This window comes from Variovorax brevis (assembly GCF_030317105.1).
In the GTDB taxonomy this organism is placed as follows: Bacteria; Pseudomonadota; Gammaproteobacteria; order Burkholderiales; family Burkholderiaceae_C; genus Variovorax; species Variovorax brevis.
In genome coordinates this window covers 56691-77127 of sequence record NZ_JASZYG010000013.1, presented here as the reverse complement: position 1 = coordinate 77127, position 20437 = coordinate 56691, and the positions used below count along the sequence as shown (strand labels likewise).

At 67.2% G+C, this 20437-nt stretch carries 22 protein-coding genes and 3 pseudogenes; 16 read left to right on the top strand and 9 right to left on the bottom strand.

Annotation, left to right across the window (positions count from 1 at the left end; genetic code table 11):
- Positions 1-11 precede the first annotated feature (11 nt).
- Positions 12-992, bottom strand: a complete 981-nt coding sequence (locus QTI66_RS29865; RefSeq protein WP_286563904.1) for a universal stress protein — start codon at positions 990-992, stop codon at positions 12-14.
- A gap of 38 nt (positions 993-1030) precedes the next feature.
- Here QTI66_RS29865 and QTI66_RS29860 point away from each other — a divergent pair, with 38 nt between their 5' ends.
- From QTI66_RS29860 to QTI66_RS39660, 4 genes and pseudogenes are all read left to right on the top strand, one after another.
- A complete protein-coding gene (locus QTI66_RS29860) occupies positions 1031-1585 on the top strand; it encodes a universal stress protein (protein WP_353506236.1) in 555 nt (184 codons plus the stop codon).
- 97 nt (positions 1586-1682) lie between these two features.
- Complete coding sequence (locus QTI66_RS29855) at positions 1683-2204, top strand: universal stress protein (RefSeq protein WP_286563901.1); 522 nt, start codon at positions 1683-1685, stop codon at positions 2202-2204.
- A 49-nt stretch (positions 2205-2253) separates the two neighbouring features.
- Positions 2254-2820 (top strand): annotated as a pseudogene (locus tag QTI66_RS29850) (HAD-IC family P-type ATPase); the annotation flags it as partial.
- A 118-nt stretch (positions 2821-2938) separates the two neighbouring features.
- A pseudogene (locus QTI66_RS39660) lies at positions 2939-3640 on the top strand (HAD-IC family P-type ATPase); the annotation flags it as partial.
- On the opposite strand, the gene QTI66_RS39655 reads toward QTI66_RS39660, so the two are convergent.
- The 4 genes from QTI66_RS39655 to QTI66_RS29825 form a co-directional block, all read right to left on the bottom strand.
- On the bottom strand, positions 3563-4738 hold the full coding sequence (locus QTI66_RS39655; protein WP_353506235.1) for an ABC transporter permease: 1176 nt from the start codon (positions 4736-4738) through the stop codon (positions 3563-3565). The pseudogene QTI66_RS39660 and the gene QTI66_RS39655 sit on opposite strands and share 78 nt — an antisense overlap.
- Positions 4735-5019, bottom strand: a complete 285-nt coding sequence (locus QTI66_RS29835; protein WP_286563900.1) for an efflux RND transporter periplasmic adaptor subunit — start codon at positions 5017-5019, stop codon at positions 4735-4737. The genes QTI66_RS39655 and QTI66_RS29835 overlap by 4 nt, the downstream gene beginning before the upstream one ends.
- 12 nt (positions 5020-5031) lie before the next feature.
- A complete protein-coding gene (locus QTI66_RS29830) occupies positions 5032-6042 on the bottom strand; it encodes an efflux RND transporter periplasmic adaptor subunit (RefSeq protein ID WP_286563899.1) in 1011 nt (336 codons plus the stop codon).
- A gap of 64 nt (positions 6043-6106) precedes the next feature.
- Positions 6107-6610: a universal stress protein gene (locus tag QTI66_RS29825; RefSeq protein WP_286563898.1), complete on the bottom strand. Its 504-nt coding sequence runs from the start codon at positions 6608-6610 to the stop codon at positions 6107-6109.
- Positions 6611-6643: 33 nt separating this feature from the next.
- Between QTI66_RS29825 and QTI66_RS39650 the strand changes: the two are divergent.
- The 7 genes and pseudogenes from QTI66_RS39650 to QTI66_RS29790 all read left to right on the top strand — a co-directional run.
- A pseudogene (locus tag QTI66_RS39650) lies at positions 6644-6832 on the top strand (hypothetical protein); the annotation flags it as partial.
- A 298-nt stretch (positions 6833-7130) separates the two neighbouring features.
- Positions 7131-8414 (top strand): PHA/PHB synthase family protein, encoded by a 1284-nt coding sequence (locus QTI66_RS29815; protein ID WP_286563897.1) that lies wholly within the window; start codon positions 7131-7133, stop codon positions 8412-8414.
- A 146-nt stretch (positions 8415-8560) separates the two neighbouring features.
- Positions 8561-9037 carry a universal stress protein gene (locus QTI66_RS29810; RefSeq protein ID WP_286563896.1) on the top strand — a complete coding sequence of 159 codons (477 nt, stop codon included), beginning with the start codon at positions 8561-8563 and terminating at the stop codon, positions 9035-9037.
- A 106-nt stretch (positions 9038-9143) separates the two neighbouring features.
- Positions 9144-9803 (top strand): BON domain-containing protein, encoded by a 660-nt coding sequence (locus QTI66_RS29805; RefSeq protein WP_286563895.1) that lies wholly within the window; start codon positions 9144-9146, stop codon positions 9801-9803.
- Positions 9804-9805: 2 nt separating this feature from the next.
- A complete protein-coding gene (gene phbB / locus QTI66_RS29800; RefSeq protein ID WP_286563894.1) occupies positions 9806-10525 on the top strand; it encodes an acetoacetyl-CoA reductase in 720 nt (239 codons plus the stop codon).
- Positions 10526-10556: 31 nt separating this feature from the next.
- Positions 10557-11084: a flavodoxin family protein gene (locus QTI66_RS29795; RefSeq protein ID WP_286563892.1), complete on the top strand. Its 528-nt coding sequence runs from the start codon at positions 10557-10559 to the stop codon at positions 11082-11084.
- A 49-nt stretch (positions 11085-11133) separates the two neighbouring features.
- Entirely contained in the window at positions 11134-11562 is a 429-nt protein-coding gene (locus QTI66_RS29790; protein WP_286563890.1) for a universal stress protein, read from the top strand.
- A 22-nt stretch (positions 11563-11584) separates the two neighbouring features.
- Here the strand turns inward: QTI66_RS29790 and QTI66_RS29785 are convergent, their stop codons facing one another.
- Entirely contained in the window at positions 11585-11779 is a 195-nt protein-coding gene (locus QTI66_RS29785) for a hypothetical protein (protein ID WP_286563889.1), read from the bottom strand.
- Between the two features lie 22 nt (positions 11780-11801).
- Entirely contained in the window at positions 11802-12104 is a 303-nt protein-coding gene (locus tag QTI66_RS29780; RefSeq protein WP_286564004.1) for an HPF/RaiA family ribosome-associated protein, read from the bottom strand.
- 447 nt (positions 12105-12551) lie between these two features.
- Here QTI66_RS29780 and QTI66_RS29775 point away from each other — a divergent pair, with 447 nt between their 5' ends.
- From QTI66_RS29775 to QTI66_RS29765, 3 genes are read left to right on the top strand one after another with little or no spacing between them, the layout of a single operon-like run.
- Entirely contained in the window at positions 12552-12761 is a 210-nt protein-coding gene (locus QTI66_RS29775) for a hypothetical protein (RefSeq protein ID WP_286563888.1), read from the top strand.
- Between the two features lie 16 nt (positions 12762-12777).
- The gene (locus QTI66_RS29770) at positions 12778-14202 is read left to right on the top strand and encodes a trypsin-like peptidase domain-containing protein (RefSeq protein WP_286563886.1); all 1425 of its coding nucleotides are present in this window, start codon (positions 12778-12780) and stop codon (positions 14200-14202) included.
- A gap of 22 nt (positions 14203-14224) precedes the next feature.
- Positions 14225-14374 carry a hypothetical protein gene (locus QTI66_RS29765; RefSeq protein WP_286563885.1) on the top strand — a complete coding sequence of 50 codons (150 nt, stop codon included), beginning with the start codon at positions 14225-14227 and terminating at the stop codon, positions 14372-14374.
- Positions 14375-14382: 8 nt separating this feature from the next.
- Here QTI66_RS29765 and QTI66_RS29760 read toward each other — a convergent pair whose 3' ends face one another.
- Positions 14383-16887: a cation-translocating P-type ATPase gene (locus QTI66_RS29760; RefSeq protein WP_286563884.1), complete on the bottom strand. Its 2505-nt coding sequence runs from the start codon at positions 16885-16887 to the stop codon at positions 14383-14385.
- Positions 16888-17040: 153 nt separating this feature from the next.
- Here QTI66_RS29760 and QTI66_RS29755 point away from each other — a divergent pair, with 153 nt between their 5' ends.
- Entirely contained in the window at positions 17041-18030 is a 990-nt protein-coding gene (locus QTI66_RS29755; RefSeq protein WP_444815069.1) for a zinc-dependent alcohol dehydrogenase family protein, read from the top strand.
- Between the two features lie 13 nt (positions 18031-18043).
- Here the strand turns inward: QTI66_RS29755 and QTI66_RS29750 are convergent, their stop codons facing one another.
- Positions 18044-19609, bottom strand: a complete 1566-nt coding sequence (locus QTI66_RS29750; protein WP_286563883.1) for a bifunctional aminoglycoside phosphotransferase/ATP-binding protein — start codon at positions 19607-19609, stop codon at positions 18044-18046.
- A 146-nt stretch (positions 19610-19755) separates the two neighbouring features.
- On the opposite strand from QTI66_RS29750, the gene QTI66_RS29745 reads away from it, so the two are divergent.
- Complete coding sequence (locus tag QTI66_RS29745; protein ID WP_286563882.1) at positions 19756-20289, top strand: flavodoxin family protein; 534 nt, start codon at positions 19756-19758, stop codon at positions 20287-20289.
- Positions 20290-20437 lie beyond the last annotated feature (148 nt).

Here is a 20437-nt window from a genome sequence, read left to right as displayed (position 1 = left end):
ACGCGCGCTTGTCAATGCGCCAGCAACACGGGGACGGTCATCTGCGCGAGGACCTGGCGCGTGACACCGCCGAGGATGCGTTCGCGCAGATAGGAGTGGCCGTATCCGCCCATCACGATCAGATTCGCATCGATCCCGGTTGCGCGCTCCAGGAGGACGTCTGCGACGCGGTCCCTGCGCTCCTCCTCGCAAGCCGTTGCCTCGATGCCATGGCGCAGAAGCCAGCGAATCAACTTCGAGGCGGGCAGCTGATATTGCTCGCGCGCTTCGCCGGGTTTGCGAACGGTCAGCAGCGTCACGCCATTGGCCTTGCGCATGAACGCAATGGCATCGCGCAGCGCAACCGCCGATTCGCGGGAGCCGTCCCAGCCCACCAGCACGCGGGTTCCCACTTCGACGAACCGACCCGCGCGCGGCACGACGAGCACGGGGCGTCCCGCTTCGATCAGCACGCGTGCGACCAGCTTCGGCGCGAGCATCTCCTTGCTTTCGGCCGGATCGTCCTGCTCCAGAACGATCAGATCGCTCGCTTGACCGTGCGCAATGATTGCGTCGGCGACCGCACCGCCCACCTGCCTGGTTTCCCAGGATGCCACTGACAAATCCGATGCCATCGCCCTGAACGTTTCATCGACCGCCTGTGCGCGCCGACGCAGGAAGTCCTCTGTTTGCGCGATGAACTCGGTGGTACCTTGCAGGGCCACGCCCGGAGGAACAACGCCGTCGTAAAGACCGGTGGGGACGAGGCCGATCAGGTGGCTGGCGAATGCTCTGGACAGTTGCGCAGCGAGTGCGATGCGCGCTTCGCAGTGATCGAGATGATCGAGGTGAACAAGAATGGTCTTGCAATGCATGGGCACCACCTCCTTCTGAACATTGCACCGATCCAAACACGATGCGATCGTCGCGCCGCCACCAACCCCGGGCTTGCGCTGGCGCAACATTCGTGCGAGACCCGGTCGCCCCATGCAGCGCGCCTTGATGAAGATCAACGCCCGGCACGGTGAAGTCCAGATACTGGCGCCACCTCATGCCTACTGAAAGAAGTGTCCCCATGTACCAGCGAATACTTGTCCCGGTCGACGGCAGCGCAACATCGAACCATGGGCTTGACGAGGCCATTCGCATGGCCACGCTCACACATGGTCATGTTCGCGTGATGCATTGCATCGACGGCCTGTCATTTGCGTACGCCATGGACGCGTACGCGGGAGTCTCCGGCGGTTGCCTGGAGGACCTTCGCAGGAACGGGGCCGCCCTTCTTGAAGCGGCGGACAACAAGGTCGCTGCCGCAGGCCTGGAGGCGGAAACCGTGTTGTTCGACGGCTTCGGCGGTTCTGTGGCGGACATGGTGATCAAGGAGGCAGCGTCCTGGAATGCAGACCTGATCGTGATCGGAACGCACGGCAGGCGCGGCGTCGGGCGGGTGTTCATGGGCAGCAGTGCTGAACAGGTTCTGCGGATGGCTCCGGTTCCAGTGCTTCTGGTTCGCGCGCAAGACGCTGAAAAGCGCCCTGAAACCGAAGCGTTCCCGCAGAGCAAGTTCGAACGCCCCACTGGCGCGGCAGCCATCGCCATTGCCTGAGCCGGGCAGCGCTGATCGCGCGCTTGCGCCACATCAAGGCCACGCGGGCTGGCGCCTTTGATACTGGGTGCCACACAACGCCACAAGGAGTCCGTCCATGTACCAGCGAATTCTTGTTCCGCTCGACGGAAGCGAAACGTCCACAAGGGGCGTGGACGAGGCCATTCGCCTGGCCCGGTTGACAGGGGGCAAACTGCGCTTCCTGCATGTGATCGACGAACTGTCCTTCGCCCTCGCCGTCGACAGTTACGCAGGCTTCACGAACGACTTGCTCGCCGCCTTGCGTGAAAACGGCGAAGAGCTGCTGGAAAGCGCCAAGTCCAGCGCCCGCAAGGCGGGAGTCGAATCCGACTCGGTGCTCTATGACAGCTTCAACGGCAGGATGGTCGACTTTGTGACGCGGCAGGCGCGCGAATGGCCGGCCGATCTCATCGTGCTGGGCACGCATGGGCGGCGTGGCGTGCGGCGGCTCATGCTGGGAAGCGGCGCGGAAAGCATCCTTCGCAGTGCGCCCGTGCCCGTGCTGCTCGTGCGCGCAAAGGAACAGGCAGCCACGGACGACGCGCCACAAGTGGCTGAACATGTGACGCTTCCATCGGCCGCCCTGTCCATGGAGTGATGCGAGTCCCTCTGGAGGTCAGTGCGCACCCACCGGCCGCCGCAGCCTGGTGGCGCGCCGACCCGGCACCGCCGGATTGACGCAGCAAGAGGCTCGTCAAGCGCTGGCAGAACACGGCGCCAACAGCTTCGAGGAGCGCGCGAGCCGCCCGCTGTTACTCCAGTTCATCGAGCGCCTGGGCAACCCGCTGGTGCTCATCCTGCTCGTGGCCAGCGCGATCTCGGCCCTCACGGGCGACATCGCCAACTTCCTCATCATCCTGGCGATGGTGCTGCTCAGCGTCACGCTCGACTTCGTGCAGGAGCACCGCGCGGGCAACGCCGCGCAAAAGCTGCGTGGCTCGGTGGCGCTGCGTGCGAGCGTGGTGCGCGACGCGAAGGCGCAGGCGGTGCCCGTGGACAAGCTCGTGCCGGGCGATCTGGTGCTGCTGTCCGCCGGCGATCGCGTGCCGGCAGATGGCCGTGTGCTCGAGGCCCGCGACTTCTTCGTCAACCAGGGGCTCCTGACCGGTGAGTCCTATCCGGTCGAAAAGCATGCGTGCACCGTGGAAGCGGACGCGAGCGAACTGCAGCAGGCGGTCAATGCCGTCTTTGCCGGCAGCACGGTGGTCAGCGGGAGCGCGCGTGTCGTGGTGATGGCCACAGGCCGCGCGACGGCGCTCGGCGAAGGCGCGCACAGCCTGCTGGCGCCCGCCGCCCACGGCCTTCGAAGCGGGCACGCATCGCTTCGGACTGATGATCATGCGCCTGACGATCCTGCTCGTGCTGTTCGTGCTGCTGGTCAACGTGTGGCTGCACCGGCCCTTGCTGGATTCCTTTCTTTTTGCCGTGGCCCTGGCGGTGGGACTCACGCCGGAACTGCTGCCGATGGTGGTGTCGGTCACCTTGTCGCGCGGGGCGATGCGCATGGCGGCGCGGCGCGTCATCGTCAAGCGCCTGGCCGCCATCCAGAACCTGGGCTCGATGGACATCCTGTGCACCGACAAGACCGGCACGCTCACCGAGGCAAGCATCAGCCTGGCGGGCTGTTCGGACGCACAGGGGCTCGACAGCCCGCGCACCCTGATGCTCGCCCACCTCAACAGCGCGTTTGAAAGCGGCCTCAAGAGCCCGCTGGACGATGCCATCCTGGCGCACGGCCCCAGCGTGGAAGGCTGGAGCAAGATCGACGAAGTGCCATTCGACTTCGAGCGCAGGCGCGTCTCGGTGCTGCTCGATCGCGGCGAGGAACGCTGGCTGATCGTCAAGGGCGCACCGGACGACGTGTTGGCCCAATGCAGCCGCCAGGAGCGAGACAACGGCCAGGCGAGTGAGCCGCTGGACGATGCCGCGCGCGCCCAACTCCATGAGCGCTGCCAGTCACTGGAACGCGAGGGATTGCGCGTGTTGGCCGTCGCCTCGCGCGCGGTGGGCCGCGATCACACGCATGCCGACGTCAGGGACGAATGCGATCTGGTGTTCGCGGGCTTCGCCACCTTCATCGATCCGCCCAAGGCCGGCGCGGCCCAGGCGCTGCATGCGCTCGCGCGCAGTGGCGTGGCCGTGAAGATCGTGAGCGGCGACAGCGAACTCGTCACCCTCCACCTCTGCGCGCTGCTCAAGATTCCAGTCCAGGGCGTTCTCACGGGCAAGGAGATCGCCCGTACGGACGAAGCGGCACTGCGCGCGCGGGTGAGCCGCACCACGCTGTTTTGCCGCGTCAACCCGGCGCAGAAGAATCGCATCGTGCTGGCCTTCAAGGTGCGCGGGCATGTGGTCGGCTACCTGGGCGACGGCATCAACGACGGCTTCCGCGGCATAGATGTCCCTGACGTTCACGTCGATGCTCGACACGCCGCCGATCAGGCCCAGCAGTGCCTGCGCGGTGCGCAGCGCCACATAGGCCGTGCGCTGGTTCGCACCCTTGTTCCCCAGGTCGAAAAGCCCGGTCACGGTGAGCGTGTTGTCGCCGCCGCTGGCCGCGGTCACTTGGAGCTTGTCGCCGACGCCCACGCCCAGGTCGCTCGCCAGGTCAATGCCGATGAGCATGTCGGCGTTGGTCAGCCGCGTGGTGCCGGCCACCACTTTCGACGGCACATCCACCACCTGGAAGTACAGGTCGGGCACAACGCCCACGATGGAGATGGCGCGGCTCGCGTCGCCGCGCACCGCCAGTGCGGAGCCGCCCGCCACGGGCGATACCAGCGCCACTTCGGGCATGGCGCGCAGCTGCGCCATCAGGCTTTGCCATTGATCGATGGATTTCAGCCGCTGCAGCGGTGCCTGCACGCGCGCAAGCTGGCGCACGCCGGCCACCGGCCTGTCGGCCGGTCCGAGCACCCGTGCCACCTCTTTGGGCGGCAACAGCTGGATGTGCGACTGTGCCGTGAGCACGCGGTGGATGATGTTCGCCTGCAGCCCCGTCAGCAGCGCCGACATGAAGATGATCACCGCCACGCCGACGGTGATGCCCGCGACGATGAAGAGCGTCTGCATGCGCCCTTCGCGCAGGAATCGCCATGCCACGATCCATTCGAAGGGCAGCCACGGGTTCATGGTTCGCCGCGTCTGCCACTTGCGACGACCGCGCGCAGCCGTGATCCGTCGGCGATGAAAGTGGCGCGCTGGGGCACGACGAGATCGCCGGGACGCAGTCCTTCGAGCACCTCGCTCACGCCACCACCATGCAGTCCGATGCGCACGCTCTGGCGCCGGGCACGATGGCCGGCAACCTTGAGCACCCAGGGCCGCGCGGGGTCGGCGTCGTGGATGGCATCGGTCGGCACCAGCACGGCCTGCGCACGCGAGGCCACCTGGATGTCCACCGACACCGTCATGTCTTGCCGCAGCTACGCGGGCGGCTGCGGCACGTCGAGCTTGACTTCGACCGAGCCACGCTGCACGTCGATGGCGGGGTTGATGTAGACCAGTTCCGCGGCAAAGCGCTGTTCGGGATAGGCATCGGCAGAGGCCTTTGCTTTCTGGCCCGTGGCCAGCAACTGGAGATTCTTTTCATCGATCTGCACCACCAGTTGCGTGTCCCCGGCGGGCGAAAGCGCCATCAGGACCTTGCCCGGCTGCACCACGTCGCCGGGCTCCACGTTGCGGCTGATCAGCGTGCCGGCCACGGGTGCGAGGATGCGCCCATACATCAGCCGGGCGTGCGCTGCGAGTGCCGCGGCGCGCGCCTGCTCGAGCGCAGTGGTGGCCAACGCGTCGACGCTGCCCCCGGCCCGCGTGCTGTCGAGTTGACGCATGGCCGAGCGCCATTGGGCTTGCGCGAGGTCGACTGCCTTGGTGGCATCGTCCAGCGCGGACTGGGCAACGAAGCCCTGCTTGGCCAGATCGGCGTTGCGCTGCCGTTGCGCGCGCGCGTTGTCCAGGTTGATCTGCGCCTGCCGAACCCCCAGTTCCGCCACGGGCGCCTGCACCTCGCGCAACTGGCGCAAGCGGGCCTGCGCTTGCAGCACGGCGGCATCCGCCTGCGCAGCCACAGCAGCCAGTTCGGAACTCTCGAGTTCGACGAGCAACTGGTCGCGCACCACGCCCTGGCCTTCGACCACCGGAATGTGCAGCACCGTGCCGACGATCTGCGTGCCGATGCTGACGCGGTGCGGTGCCTCCACGTGCCCGCTGGCAACGACCGACTGCACGAAGTCGTGCTGCGAGACGGTGTAAACATCGACCCGAGGGCCGAGGAACAACCGTGGCGCCAGCCCCAAACCTGCGCCGATGAGGGCCAACACGCCCGCGCCCATCCACCCGTAGCGCCTGAGCAACTGGCCTGTCCGCCCCATCGCCGGTGCGACGGCCGGGGTCTTGCGCAGCGCAGGCTCGCCGCTGGCCACTGCGCCCGACAAGGGCGGTCGCGCTGGACCTTCGGGCGAGAGGCCCGGAAAAGGTGCATCAGGCCTGTGATCCGGCTCAGTCCGCAGCATGGCCGGCTTGCGCCACCGCTTCGGCGGCCGGGTTGCCTTGCGCTTGCGCAGCTCTCACCAGCAGAACGGGAACGGGCGAGATGCGCACGATCTGCTCTGCATCGCTGCCCATCATCGCGCGGCTCACGCCCCGCCGGCCATGCGTGCCGATCACGATCAGGTCGGCCTTCCACGAACGGGCCTGGCTGACGACGAGGTCGCAGACGGGGTCGGCCAGCGACGTGAACAGCAGCGTCTCGGTTTTCACCCCGGTACTTTCCGCCCGCACGCGGCCCTCCTGCAAGATCTGCTCGCCCGCCCGCTCCAGCGCCGGAAGCAAGTCCTTGTCGTAGGTGACGAACGTCTCGAAGCCCGTCACGTAGCTCAACTGGTCGACGATGTGGATGAGCCGCACGCTGGCGCCGGTCAGTTTCGCCACTTTCAAAGCCTCGTCCAGCCCCTTCAGGGCCGTTTCACTGCCGTCGATGGGCACCAGGATTCGCTGATACATGGAGCACCTCGCATACATGAGTGGGATGGCGCGATGGAGCGCACTGCCATGTTCACTGAAGGCGCACGTCCGGGGCTTGCGCTGGCGCAAGGATTTCTCGCGAGTGGCCGTTTCCGATGCCGTCTGATTCCTGCTGGAGGTACGAGGATGGAGCGCGAAGTCGACGAACTGGACCGCACGCTGCGCGCCGGGCTGGCGCAGTTCACCAAGGGCCTGTCACCGGCCTCCCTGATGCTGGCCTGGTCCGATTGGGCCACTCACCTGGCGGCGCAGCCGATGCGGCCGATGCGCGCAGGCGTCATTCATCCGTGGATGCGTGCGGCGCAAGCGGCCGCACAGCGCTTGCAGCCGGCGATAACGCACGCAACACGCCCACACCGGACCCGCACGAGCCTGACCGGCGCCTGCAGGATGCCTCGTGGGACGTGTGGCCCTTTTTGTGTGTATCGCGACGCATGGCGAGTGGGTGCCAGCTGGATCGAAGACCTTGTGACCGGCGTGCCAGGCGTGGAGCGCCCCCATGAGCAGATCGTCGCCTTCGCGGCGCGCCAACTCCTGTGCGCCTGCTCCCCCCGCCAACGTGCCGGCGATGCATCCGCAGGTCCTGCGCATGCCGCTGGCCGAAGCTGGGCTCAACCTCCTGCGCGGTGCTCGGAACTGGGCGGAAGACTTCCAATGCAGCCAGCAGCACCTGCCGCCCCGGGGTGCCGAAGCTCAAGCGCCAGGCAGGCAGGTCGCCGTCACGCCCGGCAAGGTCGTGCCGCGCAACCGCCTGATGGAACTGATCCAGTATTCGCGACCACGCCCACACCTGTCGCCGCACAACTCGCTGATCCGCTATCTGGTCGACCAGGGCCACACGGTCTTTGCGATCTCCTGGAAGAACCCCGACGAAAAGGACAAGGACTTCGGCATCAACGACGATCTGCAACTGGGCCTGATGGCGGGCCTCGGGTCGATCGTGCCGGGGCAACGCATCCACGCCCTGGGCTATTGCCTCGGCGGCACGCTGCTGGCCATCGGCGCGGCGCCCATGGCACGCGATCATGACGAGCGCCTGGCCACGGTGACGCTGCTCGCGGCGCAAACCGATTTCAGCGAGCCGGGCGAACTGGAGCTCTTTATCGACGAGAGCCAGTTGAGCTTTCTCGACGACCTGATGTCGCGCCAGGGCTTTCTCGACGCCAGCCAGATGGCCGGCGCCTTCAGCCTGCTGCGGCCGGCAGACCTCATCTGGTCGCCCATGGTCCGCAGCTACCTCCTGGGCGAGCGCGCGCCGATGAACGACCTGATGGCATGGAACGCCGATGGCACGCGCATGCCTTGGCGCATGCATGCCGATTACCTGCGCAGCCTCTTCCTGGACAACGCACTGGCGCAGGGCCGCTATCGGGTCAATGGGCATCCGGTCTCGCTGCGCGACATCGACGTGCCGGTCTTTCTGATCGGCACCGTCACGGACCACGTGGCGCCCTGGCGATCGGTCTACAAGTTCCATCGACTGAGCGATGCGCCGATCCGCTTCGTGCTGACCGACGGGGGCCACAACGCGGGCATCGTGAGCGAGCCGGGGCATGGCCGGCGGCACTACCGGGTCCTCGACCGCGAGCGCGGTGCACCCGGCGTTTCACCCGAGGAATACCTGGCCAGCGCAAGGCAGGTGGATGGCTCATGGTGGCCAGCCCTGCAAGCTTGGCTCGCGGCGCATTCCGGGCCGCGCCGCAAACCACCGCGCATGGGCAATGTCCGCGGCGGCTGTGGGCCTCTGTGCGACGCGCCGGGAACCTATGTGCTGGTGCGATGACGGCCACGCCGGTTCGCCCTCCCGGTCTTTGCCAGCATTGCATTTGATGTGGCTCAAGGGCCGGCGCCGGCCACGGATTCACGATAGCGCCGACCGTGCGAGGCCGACGCAGGGCATTCCAGATCCATTGGCCTGAAGGACATGCCATGTATCAAGAAATCCTCGTTCCCCTGGACGACAGCCCGACGGCGCGGCGGGGCCCGACGGAGGCGATTCGTCTGGCGGCGCTGATCAGGAGCCGGTTGCACCTGCTCACCGTCATCGACGACTTTCCCTTGCTCGCGGAACTGGCTTCCGTCGCGAACTTCGACAGCGCAATGCAGCAGGCACGCGAGCATGCGAGCATGCGAGCATGCGAGCATGCGAAGGCTGTGCTCGATCGGGCCAGCACGTTGGCGGCCGCCAGCGATGTACAGGCCGACACCGCCCTGCGAGAGATCACGGGGCAACGCGTTGCCGACGTCATCCTCGAAGAATCCGCGCGCGCTGGTTGCGACCTGATCGTGATGGGCACGCACGGGCGCAAGGGACTCCAACGCATGGCGCTCGGCAGCGATGCTGAACATGTCCTTCGCAACAGCACGACACCGGTCCTGCTGGTGCGCGGTGCCACCGATTCCTGAGCATCCTTGATCCAGCGCAACCGCCGCGAGCGCTGCCGTTCCTATAGTCAATCGACGGCCATTGCTTGCGCTTGACCGCCACAGTCCATCCACGAAAGGAAGCATCATGAAGTCTGATTCCCAACTCAAGACTGACATCGTCGAAGAACTGACCTGGGACCCTGAGGTGACCATGCCAGCCTCGCAGGTCGGTGTCATCGTCAAGGACGGCGTCGTGACGCTCATGGGCCATCCCCCGAGCCTGGCCGAAAAGCACGCCATCGAACGCGCGGCGCAGCGCGTGGACGGCGTCAAAGCGCTGGCGGTGGAGATGGAGGTCAAGCTGGCGGCCGGCTACGAGCGCACCGATGCCGACATCGCCCAGGCTGCCGAGCGTGCCCTCGAGTGGAATGTCCTGGTTCCCGACGGAAAAATCAAGGTGATGGTCGAGAACGGCCACGTCACGCTGACAGGACAGACCGAATGGGAATACCAGCGCCAGGCGGCCTATGTCGCCGTGCACAGTTTGCTGGGAGTTGTCGGCGTCACCAACCAAGTGGTGGTCAAGCCCAAAGTCAAGACTGCCGACATCGCCACGAAGATCGAGCAGGCGCTCGAGCGCCAGGCCACGCGCGATGCGCGGCACATCCAGATCATCGTCAACAACGGCGAGGTGACGCTCAGCGGCAAGGTCCACTCCTGGGCCGAACGCAGGGCCGCCCAAGGCGCGGCCTGGTCGGCGCCCGGCGTGGCCAACGTCGTCAACCACCTGCTCGTACAGGGCTGAGCATGCGCACCGCGCTGGTCACCGGCGGCACGGCGGGCATCGGCGCTGCGACGGCGCTCGCGTTGCAGGCGGCCGGCTACCGGGTCGCCGCCAACTACGGGCGCAACGAGGCCGCCGCGGCGGCCTTCTCCGCCCGCACCGGCATTGCGTGCTTTCAATGGAACGTTGCGGACGCGCAGGCCTGCCGCGAGGGCGTGGCCCGCGTCCAGGCGCAACTCGGACCGGTGGACGTGCTGGTCAACAACGCCGGCATCACGCGCGACGCGATGCTGCACAAGATGAGCGACGTGCAATGGCGCGAAGTGCTCGACGTCAACCTGGGCGGCTGCTTCAACATGTGCCGCGCGGTGATCGAAGGCATGCGCGAGCGGCGCTTCGGGCGCATCGTGAACATGGGCTCGGTCAACGGCCAGTCGTGCCAGATGGGCCAGGTCAACTATGCGGCGGCGAAGGCGGGGCTGATGGGCCTGAGCAAGGCGCTGGCCCTCGAAGGCGCCGCGCGCAACATCACGGTCAACGTGGTGGCGCCGGGCTACACCGATACCGCCATGGTCGCAGCGGTGCCGTCCGAGACGCTCGCCACGATCCTGAAGGGCGTGCCGGTGGGCCGGCTTGCCAGCGCGGAAGAAATCGCGCGCTGTGTGGTTTTCCTGGCCGCCGACGAGGCGGGCTTCATCACGGGCGTGACGCTGCCGGTCAACGGCGGCAAGTACATGGCATGAACGCATCAGCCTCGCACACTAGGAGCCGATCATGAGCAAGGTACTCGTGGTGGTCTATTCCCATACCGGCACCTCGCGCCAACTGGCCGCGCTGCTGTGCAGGCAACAGGGCTGGACGCTCGCGGAAATTGTGGAAGAGCGGCCCCGCAGGGGCATCGTCGGCTACGGCCAGTGCCTGATCGACTCGGTGCTGCGCCGGCGGCCGGCCATCCGATACTCCGGACCACCGCCGCACGAATACGATGCCGTGGTCCTGGTCTCGCCGATATGGGCCTTCCAGATTGCCAGCCCCATGCGCAGCTTCATCATGCACAGGCCAGATCGCTTGCCGGACGTCGCAGTCATCAGCGTGATGGGCGCAAGCAGTGCCCTGAACGCGTTGCACGAGGTTTCGCAGATGATTGGCCGAACCCCCATCCTGCATGCCGCCTTCACGCAGCGGGAAGTGGAAGACGGCAGCTGTGCGCAGCGCCTGCAGTCCTTCGGCGCGGCGATAGCGGGTGCGCAAGACTCGAAGGGGCCCGCGCCGCCCGGCGCACTCAGCCCGCAAGCGGCATGACTGGCGGTCGTCCAACATCCATCCTCCTCCAACACAAAGAAGCCAAGCCATGAAGATCCTCGTTGCCACCGACGGCTCCAAGCATGCTCTTCGCGCCGTCAAGTACGCCGCCCGGCTCGCGCACCTGCTGCGCACCCAATCCAACAAGATCACCCTGGTCAGCGTGCACGACGACGTCGGCCTGCGCCATGCCAAGGCCCTTGTGGGCAAGGCGGAAATTGCGGACTACCTGCGCGAACTCAGCGAAAAGGAACTGCAGCCGGCCAGAAAGCTGTTGAAGGCCGATGGCATCGGTTACGACATGGAGATCCGCACGGGCCATGTCGCCCAGGAGATCGTCGCCTGCGCCAACGAGGGCAAGTTCGACATGATCGTGCTGGGCTCCAAGGGCCGCGGCGCGATCGCCGATCTTTTGATCGGCTCTGTGGTGCAGCGGGTGATGGCCTTGGCCAAGCAACCGGTCGTGGTCGTCAAGTGACCCGGCGCGGGCAACGGCAGGCTCAGTCGATGGGAACGCCGCCGCCGAAGCGACAGATCCAGCGATCCCACATGTCGCGGTAGATGGCGTTGAGCGACGCCTGCCAGTCGTTGAGCGCCTGGAACTGGCTTTGCTGCGTCTGCAGCGCCAGGCCGACAGCGGCGCGTTGCCAATCGAGCGTCGCCCTCACCCACAAGTTGTTCATTTCTTCGTACATGGTGCGAGTCTCCTGTGCATGTTCAGGCGCGGCGCTGGCGCATGCGCCGCACCGCATCCTCGAGCTGCCGCTGCATCGCGTCAAAGGCGTCCCGCAGGGCAATATGGATGTCTTCGTCGTGCACATGACTGACGTTCAGTTCATGGCCGGGCAAGGTCAGTTCCGGCCGCACCGTGAAGGAACGGCCCTGTTGGCGGTGCCGGTCCTCCATTTCCAGGCTGACGCGGCAGGTGCTCATGTCGGCGCAGAAATGGTCGAGCCGCAATGCCCTGTCGCGTGCCAGCCGTCCAAACGCGGGCGAGCGGTCGAAGCCCGGAAAAACGATTGGGGTGCGTGCTTCATGGGCTCAGGGTCTCACGTACTGCTCGCACGCAATTTGACGTGGATCAATTCACCCATCCATGGAACCCCCACACTGGATGTGCTGGATTCTTCCGGCCCCACGAAAGCCGATCATGCTGCTCACTCCCGTCTTCCGGATGCCCTCGCGACCCGTTTTGCGCCGTACCGTGCGTTCGGCCACCAAGCCACCGTCCTCGCGGCCACGCGTTGATCGCACGCACGCCGACACCCAATCCACGGCAGCTCAGCCAGAGCGCCTGCAAGCGCCCGACCCGGCATTGCCACACAAGTGACGCTCTTCATTGACGCACGGTTGCGCACTGGCAAGCGACGTTGACATGCCGGTTGCACGACGCGCCTACATTGAATCAACGCAACAGCATTCCCGGGGATCTCACACCGGGAGCGGGCGTGCAAGAAGGAGTTCACCATGAACGACTTGCATGTTTCCAGCGGCTACGAACTGCACCTTCGTCCGCTCTACGCCAACCACCGCGGCTACGCATTTCCCTGTGATGTCCAGGGGCATGTGGACCTGGATTCGCTCAGCGAACGCGTCTACGCCAACGACCTCCATGCACGCGCCACGTTGGGAAGAGAGCTCGCATGGCCGGCGGTCGATTCCCGCCCCACACACTGAGCGAAGCGCTGCGGACATGAAGCAGATCGCCTGCTCGCTGGTCCTGGTGCTCGCGTGGGCACTGGGTGGCGCGAGCTTGGGGCAAACCGCTGCGCCGGCTTCCGAAACTTCGGCGTTCGCTGCCCTGGTGGCAAGCCGGGGCGCCTCGGTGGTGGACGTCGTCACGCTGCGTACCGAGCGCGAATCCGATGCGGGCGACGATGATTTTCCCGAACTCGTGCCCGAGAACGATTTCGCCGATCGCTTCGCCATGCCACTGCCCACGGGCCTGGCACTGGGGCAGATCCGCGACCTCGGGTCCGGCGTGATCCTCAGCAGTGACGGCTTCATCCTCACGAGCGCCCACGTGGTGGCGGGAGCCGATGACACCCAGGTGCGCCTGGGTGACGGACGCAAATTCAGCGCCCGTCTCGTCGGCGCCGACCGGCGCACCGACGTCGGCGTTCTCAAGATCGAGGCCACCGGGCTGCCCGTGGCGGTGATCGGCGATTCCGCGACCCTTGCACCCGGCGACTGGGTGGCCGCCATCAGCGCGCCCTTCGGCTTTCACGGAAGCGTGACCACCGGCGTGGTGAGCGCCACCAACCGCTACATGGCCGGCGTTGGCGAGGTCCCCTTCATCCAGACCGATGTGGCGATCAACCCGGGCAGTTCCGGCAGCCCCCTGTTCAACGCGCGCGGTGACGTGGTGGCGATCAACGCCATGATCTACAGCGGCAGCGGCGGCTACATGGGCCTGTCGTTTGCCGTCCCCATCAATCTCGCCATGGCGGTTTTCCGGCAGTTGCGCGACCGTGGGTCGGTTCGGCGCGCGCACCTGGGCGCACAGGTGCAGGAGGTCAGCCCCGCATTGGCCCAGTCCTTCGGGATGAGCGAGGCGGTCGGTGCGCTGGTGGTGCGCGTCAACCGCGCCGGCCCCGCTGAAGCGGCCGGGTTGCTGCGCGGCGACGTCGTGCGCGCCATCGACGGGGTGCCGGTGGTGCATTTCACGCAACTGTTGCGAGACGTCGCGCTGAAGGAGCCCGGCTCGAAGGTCCGGCTGGACGTCTGGCGGCACGGCAAACCGGCGGCCATCTGGGCGGTGCTCACGGAAGATGCGCGCGGCGACCTGCGGCCGGCGCAGATTCTGCCGCCGGACTGGAACGATGGGCTGGGCCTGAGCCTGGGTGAGCTGTCGCCCCCCCAGCGCCAGCAATTGCGCATCGACGATGGACTGATGGTTCGCGCGGCCGCCGGTGTCGCCCGCAGCGAAGGCATTCGCGCAGGCGACCTGATCCTGGCCGTCAACGACATCTCGGTCGGCCGGGTGGTGGACTTCACCCGCATCCTCTCGCGCATGCCATCGGGCAGCACTGCGGCCTTGCTGGTGCAGCGCTCCGGACAGCGTGCCTACGTGCCCCTGGCGCTTCCCGACCGCGCGGCGCGGCGCGACCCGCGTTGAGGCCACCCGAAGGCGTGACAACATGAACTCCCTGATTCACACCGACCGATCCAGGGCGCGGAATGCGACGTGGAAGCGACGGACGCTTGGTGCGCTCGGCGGGGCGCTGGCGGCGGGCGCCGTCGGCTGGCTCCTGCTGAACGCCTTCGTCGTGCTGGTGACCCGCGATTGACCCGCTCCCTAACCTGGATGGCCGCGGCTTCGCAGGAGGCGCCATCCGGCCCACATCCCCGGCAAGACAACGGCCAGCATCCATGTGCCGTGCAGCGAAGGAAAGCCCAACGGCGTTCCAAGCCCCGGAACGCCGAGCACCAGCGCCGCGAATGTGCATACGCCCAGCAGTAAGCCGTGAAAGGGCCTGTTCTCATTCGCGTCGCCCCGCCATCCGCCACGAAACCATGCGAGCAGCAACAGGTTGCCGACCACGATCGACGACAGGCTGGCCAGCCGCAAGTTCTGCGCCGAGGCATCCTGCAGGTGCAGCAGCCACTGGACCAGCGCCACCCCGGCGAACGCAACGCCGCCGAGCGCAAAGGCGCGCAGGGCAGCGGCCACCGTGAAGAGTCGCGTGTCCTTCGACCGCGGCGGCGCGCGCATGGAGTCCGGCGGCGCGCTTTGCGCCTCGAAAACCAGCGAGCACGCCGGGTCGATCAGCAGCTCCAGCAGGACCACGTGCAGCGGCAGGAGCAACGCCGGCCCGCCCATCACGACCGGGATCAGCGCCACGCCCACGATGGGAACGTGCACCGCAAACAGGTAGCCCAATGCCTTGCGCAGATTGATGAAGATGCGCCGCCCGGCACGCACGGCTTCGACCAGCGAGGCGAAGTTGTCATCCAGCAGCACCAGCGATGCCGCCTCGCGCGCCACGTCGGTGCCGCGCAGGCCCATCGCCACGCCGATGTCCGCAGCGCGCAGCGCGGGCGCGTCGTTGACGCCGTCGCCGGTCATGGCCACGACCTCGCCCGCATCCTGCAAGGCATGCACGATGCGCAGTTTCTGCGCGGGGTCCATGCGTGCGAACACCGACACACGTTGCAAACACTCCCGCAAGGGCGCGTCGCCCATGGGGGCGAGTTCGGCACCCGTCACGACGACCGGTGCGGCAACGCCAGCGACGAGCCCCGCCTGGCGGGCAATGGCTTGCGCCGTTCGCGGTGAATCGCCCGTGATCATGATCACGCGCACACCGGCCTGCCGGCACTCCTCAATGGCCTGGGGCACCTCATCGCGCAGCGGGTCCATGAAGCCCAGCAAGCCGAGCGGCGCAAGGCGAAGGCCTTCGGGCAACGCCGCTTCTGCGCCCTTGGCATCGGTGAAAGCTTCGGCGACAGCGAGCACGCGCAGGCCCGCCGCGCTCCACTGTCCCGCCACCTCCCCGAGTTGCTGCAACAACGCCGCGTCGGCATCGCAGCGGGCGAGGACCGCTTCCGGCGCGCCCTTGACCGACACGCGCAGAACTGTGCCGTGCGCCTGGCGCCACCAGTGCACGACCCAGGGATGGCCTTCGCGCACGCCCCGGCGGTCCTGTGCGGTCCATTCGTCACCAGGCGCAAACCGCGCCGTCCCGGCCGATTCGAAGATGGCCCGGTCCATCGGCTCGATGCCATCTGCCATGCTCGCCTGCATCGCGCCGGCCAGCAGGCCATGAAAGCGCTCGGGCGCCACGCTGCCCGGTGCCAGGCGTGCGGAAGCTTCGCCGTCATTGAGCGCCACGAGCGCCATCTGGTTGCGCGTGAGGGTGCCGGTCTTGTCGACGCACAGCACCGTGGTCGTGCCCAGCGCCTCGATGGCCTGCGGCTGGCGGGTGAGCACCTGCGTGCGTGCAAGCCGCCATGCACCGAGGGCGAGCATCACCGTCCACACGACGGCGAACTCTTCCGGTATCAGCGACATCGCCAGCGTGAGGCCCACCAGCAACCCCGCGGTCCACGAGCCTTCGCGCCACGCGAAGATGGTGGCGGCGAACATGCAGGTCATCATCGCCAGCATGGCCACCCGCTGCACCAGCCACTTGAGTTCGTCCTGCAGGCGGCTTCGCCGCACCTTGATGTGCGCGAGCGAGCCGCCGATGCGCCCGAGCGCCGTACTGGCGCCGGTGGCGGTGACGAGCGCGACGCCGTCGCCCTGGACCACAAGGCTGCCGGCGTGCAGCATCCGCAGCCCATCCGCCGCGCCCGCGGACTTGGCGACCGGCACCGATTCGCCGGTGAGTTGGGATTCATCCACCAGAACGCCGTTGGCTTGCAGCAGCCGTGCATCGGCGGCGAGGCGATCGCCTTCGTTCACCACGAGCCGGTCGCCGGGCACCAGCTCGCGGCTGGCGATGCGCACCGTGCGGCCCTCGCGCACCACCATGCATCGCGGGCTTGAAAGATCCTTCAGGGCGTGCAGCACGCGCTCGGTGCGGTGCTCCTGGTAGATGGACAGCGCGCCCACCAGCAGCACCGAAAGGAGCAGCATCGCCGCATCGCGCATGTCGCCGAGCACCGCGTACACGCCGGCCGTGGCCAGCAACAGGAGGAACATGGGTTGCGTCAACGCGTCCCAGCCGATGCGAAGGAGCCCCTTTCGGCCGGCGGCGGGTAGCACATTGGGACCGACGGCGCGCAGGCGCTCCACTGCCTGCGCGTGCGTCAAGCCCGCCGGATCGGGAGTGGGGTCTTCGCAACGCATGTCTGTCATGCACGACAGCGTCGCAGGACCGGCAGCGCCACGGCTTGACGTCGGTCAACAGACCGGTTCGGCGGCGGCGTAAGCTCGGCACCCACTTCCATCTTTCAAGGAGAGCGTGATGCCGGCAGGACTTCATGCGCGTGCCCCATGACGGCCGGAACGATGCACGCGATGGTCCTTGCGGCAGCAGGTCAGCCGCTGAAGATGGAGCAGCACCCCATGGCCCAGCCCGCGACCGGCGAGGTGCGCTTGCGCGTGCTGGCCTGCGCGGTGTGCCGCACCGACCTGCACGTGGTCGACGGCGACCTGCCGCTGCCCGTGCTGCCCATCGTGCCCGGCCACGAGATCGTGGGCGTCATCGAGGCGCTCGGCACCGGGGTGCCGTCCCATCGCCTGGGCGAGATCGTCGGCGTCCCGTGGCTTGGCCACACCTGCGGCCACTGTGCCTATTGCGCCACCGGCTTCGAAAACCTTTGCGACACGCCGCGCTTTACCGGTTATCACCGTGACGGCGGCTTCGGCAGCCACGTGGTGGCCGAGGCGGGTTTCTGCCTGCCGCTGGGTTCGCTGGCGCAGGATCCGGCCCATGCGGCGCCGTTGATGTGCGCCGGGCTGATCGGCTGGCGTTGCCTGAGAGCCGCCGGCGCCGATGCGCAGCGGCTGGGCCTCTACGGCTTCGGCGCGGCGGCGCATCTGATCGCGCAGGTGGCCTGCGCGCAGGGACGGCAGGTGCACGCTTTCACGCGAGACGGTGACATGGCGGGTCAGGACTTCGCACGCCGCCTCGGCGCCGTGTGGGCCGGCGGGTCCAGTGAAGCGCCGCCGCAGCCGCTGGACGCAGCGATCATCTTCGCGCCCGTGGGCGCCCTTGTGCCGGCAGCGCTGCGCGCCGTGCGCAAAGGCGGGCGCGTGGTGTGCGGCGGCATCCACATGAGCGACATTCCGTCCTTTGCCTACCGGCTGCTGTGGGAAGAGCGCCAGATCGTCTCGGTCGCCAACCTCACGCGAAACGACGGGACCGAATTCATCGGGCACGTGCAGGCGCATCCCCTGCAGGTGCACGTTACGACCTACCCACTGGCGCAAGCCAACGAAGCGCTGGCCGATCTGCGGGCAGGACGCGTGCAGGGCGCAGCGGTCTTGCTGCCCTGACCTGAGGCACGCCTCAGCGCACCGCCAGCCAGCGCGCCAGCAACTGTTCAGCATCGACGCGCTCCTGCGTGTCCACCGCGATGGTCACCGCCAGTTCATCGGCATCGAGCGCTTCGTGAAAGGCCAGCTGACGCTCCAGCACCTCAAGGTCGGCTTCGGACGCATCCGCCTGACGCGCGGCCAGGCGATGGCGCAGTTGCGGCCCCTGGGCACGCACGTCGAGGATGGCAAAGGGCACCCGTAGCGAAGCCGCCAGTGCGCGAAAGGCCACGCGCTCGGCATGGCGCAAGAATGCGGCATCGAGGATCACCGGATAGCCGGCCTGCAAGGCAATGCGCGCCACCTCGCACAGGCGCGCAAAGGTGCGCCGCGTGGCCTCGGGCGTGTAGATGTCCAGTCCCCGCGCGGCCGACCGCTCCAGCACCCCCAGGCCAAACAGGCGCTTGCGCTCCACGTCGGACCGGATGCGGATGGCGCCCGCCACTTCCAGCAACTGGCCCGCCACGGTGGACTTCCCCGAGCCCGAGAAGCCATGCGTGATCAGCAGCCTTGGCGCGCCGGCACTGCGCACGAGTCCCTCGGCGCACGCCAGATAGTCGGGCACCATCGGCGCTTCGCAGCCAGCGGGTGGCCCTTTGCGCAGGCTGGCGACCAGCGCACGCACCAGGGCACGGTAGACCTCGTAGAAGCGCAGCACGGTCAGGCCCCCGTGGTCGCCCCTGTGCTGCAGGTACACATCGAGAAAGCGGAAAGCGAGGTCCGCCCGGCCATGCGCCTTCAGGTCCATCACGAGAAAGGCGACATCGCTCATCACGTCGATCCAGCGCAGTGCCGGATCGAACTCGATGCGGTCGAAGGGCAACCACTCGCCGTCCACGCGAACCACGTTGGCCAGATGAAGGTCGCCGTGGCATTCGCGCACTGCGCCGTTGCGTTGCCGTTGCAGCCAGGCCATGTGCAGCCGCTGCGCCTCTTGGACGACCCAGCAGCGCAGCGGAGCGATGCGCGCGATGTTGCCGTGCAGGTCGAGCTGATCGAGCGCGTTCATGACGGACTGGCCGACCTGCTCTGGCGCACCATGCAAGGACAAAGAATCCGCCACGGGCGCGTTGGCATGGAAAGAGGCCAGCCTGCGCGCAAGTGCGTCGAGTTCCGCCGCCGCCAGTTGCCCTGCCGCAAGAAGCTCCCCCAACAGCGCGCCATCGGGAAAGCGCTTCATGCAGACCACATGGTCGATGGGCTCGCCTACGCCACGGATGTGCGGCACGTCCCGGCTGCCGCAGACCGGCTCGACGCCCAGATAGAGGTCCGGTGCCAGAACCCGGTTGAGCCGCACCTCTTCATCGCAGAAATGCTTGCGCGCCGCGAGCGTTGTGAAGTCGACGAAGGAAAGCCGCACCGGCTTCTTGAGCTTGTACGCCCGTGTCGCCGTCAACAGCACCCAGGAGATGTGCGTCTCGACCAGTCGCACCGGTTGGCCGCTGTCGGCTTCCAGGCGAAGGCGCAGTGCGTCGACGAGCGTGCGATCGGCATCCGGCGCAATTGATGCGTGCTCTTCCATGGACGCAGTCTGGACCATGCGGCGATGTTCGTCCACGACATATGGCGCGCCGCTTGCGCTGGCGCAAGGTCATCCGGTGATCCCGTCAAGTCCTTGATGCAACGCAAGGTTGAACTGCCACGGCGCCACTACATTGAAATTTCATGAACAAGGCGGAGGCTGTGATGAGCAAGGTTCTCGTGGTCCTCTATTCCCTGACCGGCACCTCGCGAAACGTCGCGCAACTGCTGTGCAGCCAGCAGGGCTGGGAAATGGCCGAGATCAGGGAAGCAAGTCCCCGAACGGCCGGCGGCGCGCTCGGCGTTGTGCGCTGCATCGTCGATTCACTGCTGCGGCTTCGCCCGGCCATACGCTACATCGGGCCGCCGCCGGCCGGCTTCGACGCTGTGGTGCTGATCTCCCCCATCTGGGCTCTTCAACTGGCCGGCCCGATGCGCAGTTTCGTGGCGATGCACCGCGACAAGTTGCCCGCCGTGGCCGTGATCTCCATCATGGGCGGCAGCGGCGCGCCCAACGCGGTGGCCGAGATCGCGCGCATGGCGGATCGCGCGCCGATCCTGAGCACCGAGTTCACGGCTCGTGAAGTCGGGGACGGCAGCTTTGCGGCGCGCCTGCAGGCCTTTGGCACCTCAGTGGGCAGCGCCATCACCTCGCAGGAAGCCGTCCGCCCCACCACGCTGTCGCCGCAGTCGGTTTGATGGCGGACGGACGGAAAGGCATTGCAATCATGAAGGCAAAGGTTGCTTTCTCATGCATGCGGCGCGCTGCGCAAGCCGCGCCCTTGCCCTGACGGCCTGGTCCCAATCGCTTCCACATGGGAGCGCCCTGAGCGGCGGCATCAGCAAG

Bases quoted from the DNA above. Each gene is read 5' to 3' on its own strand.
- QTI66_RS29860 (WP_353506236.1), top strand. From the start codon at position 1,031: ATGCCTACTGAAAGAAGTGTCCCCATGTACCAGCGAATACTTGTCCCG.
- QTI66_RS29855 (WP_286563901.1), top strand. From the start codon at position 1,683: ATGTACCAGCGAATTCTTGTTCCGCTCGACGGAAGCGAAACGTCCACA.
- QTI66_RS39655 (WP_353506235.1), bottom strand. From the start codon at position 4,738: ATGAACCCGTGGCTGCCCTTCGAATGGATCGTGGCATGGCGATTCCTG.
- QTI66_RS29835 (WP_286563900.1), bottom strand. From the start codon at position 5,019: ATGACGGTGTCGGTGGACATCCAGGTGGCCTCGCGTGCGCAGGCCGTG.
- QTI66_RS29825 (WP_286563898.1), bottom strand. From the start codon at position 6,610: ATGTATCAGCGAATCCTGGTGCCCATCGACGGCAGTGAAACGGCCCTG.
- QTI66_RS29815 (WP_286563897.1), top strand. From the start codon at position 7,131: ATGAGCAGATCGTCGCCTTCGCGGCGCGCCAACTCCTGTGCGCCTGCT.
- QTI66_RS29810 (WP_286563896.1), top strand. From the start codon at position 8,561: ATGTATCAAGAAATCCTCGTTCCCCTGGACGACAGCCCGACGGCGCGG.
- QTI66_RS29805 (WP_286563895.1), top strand. From the start codon at position 9,144: ATGAAGTCTGATTCCCAACTCAAGACTGACATCGTCGAAGAACTGACC.
- phbB (WP_286563894.1), top strand. From the start codon at position 9,806: ATGCGCACCGCGCTGGTCACCGGCGGCACGGCGGGCATCGGCGCTGCG.
- QTI66_RS29795 (WP_286563892.1), top strand. From the start codon at position 10,557: ATGAGCAAGGTACTCGTGGTGGTCTATTCCCATACCGGCACCTCGCGC.
- QTI66_RS29790 (WP_286563890.1), top strand. From the start codon at position 11,134: ATGAAGATCCTCGTTGCCACCGACGGCTCCAAGCATGCTCTTCGCGCC.
- QTI66_RS29785 (WP_286563889.1), bottom strand. From the start codon at position 11,779: ATGTACGAAGAAATGAACAACTTGTGGGTGAGGGCGACGCTCGATTGG.
- QTI66_RS29775 (WP_286563888.1), top strand. From the start codon at position 12,552: ATGAACGACTTGCATGTTTCCAGCGGCTACGAACTGCACCTTCGTCCG.
- QTI66_RS29770 (WP_286563886.1), top strand. From the start codon at position 12,778: ATGAAGCAGATCGCCTGCTCGCTGGTCCTGGTGCTCGCGTGGGCACTG.
- QTI66_RS29765 (WP_286563885.1), top strand. From the start codon at position 14,225: ATGAACTCCCTGATTCACACCGACCGATCCAGGGCGCGGAATGCGACG.
- QTI66_RS29760 (WP_286563884.1), bottom strand. From the start codon at position 16,887: ATGACAGACATGCGTTGCGAAGACCCCACTCCCGATCCGGCGGGCTTG.
- QTI66_RS29755 (WP_444815069.1), top strand. From the start codon at position 17,041: ATGCACGCGATGGTCCTTGCGGCAGCAGGTCAGCCGCTGAAGATGGAG.
- QTI66_RS29750 (WP_286563883.1), bottom strand. From the start codon at position 19,609: ATGGTCCAGACTGCGTCCATGGAAGAGCACGCATCAATTGCGCCGGAT.
- QTI66_RS29745 (WP_286563882.1), top strand. From the start codon at position 19,756: ATGAGCAAGGTTCTCGTGGTCCTCTATTCCCTGACCGGCACCTCGCGA.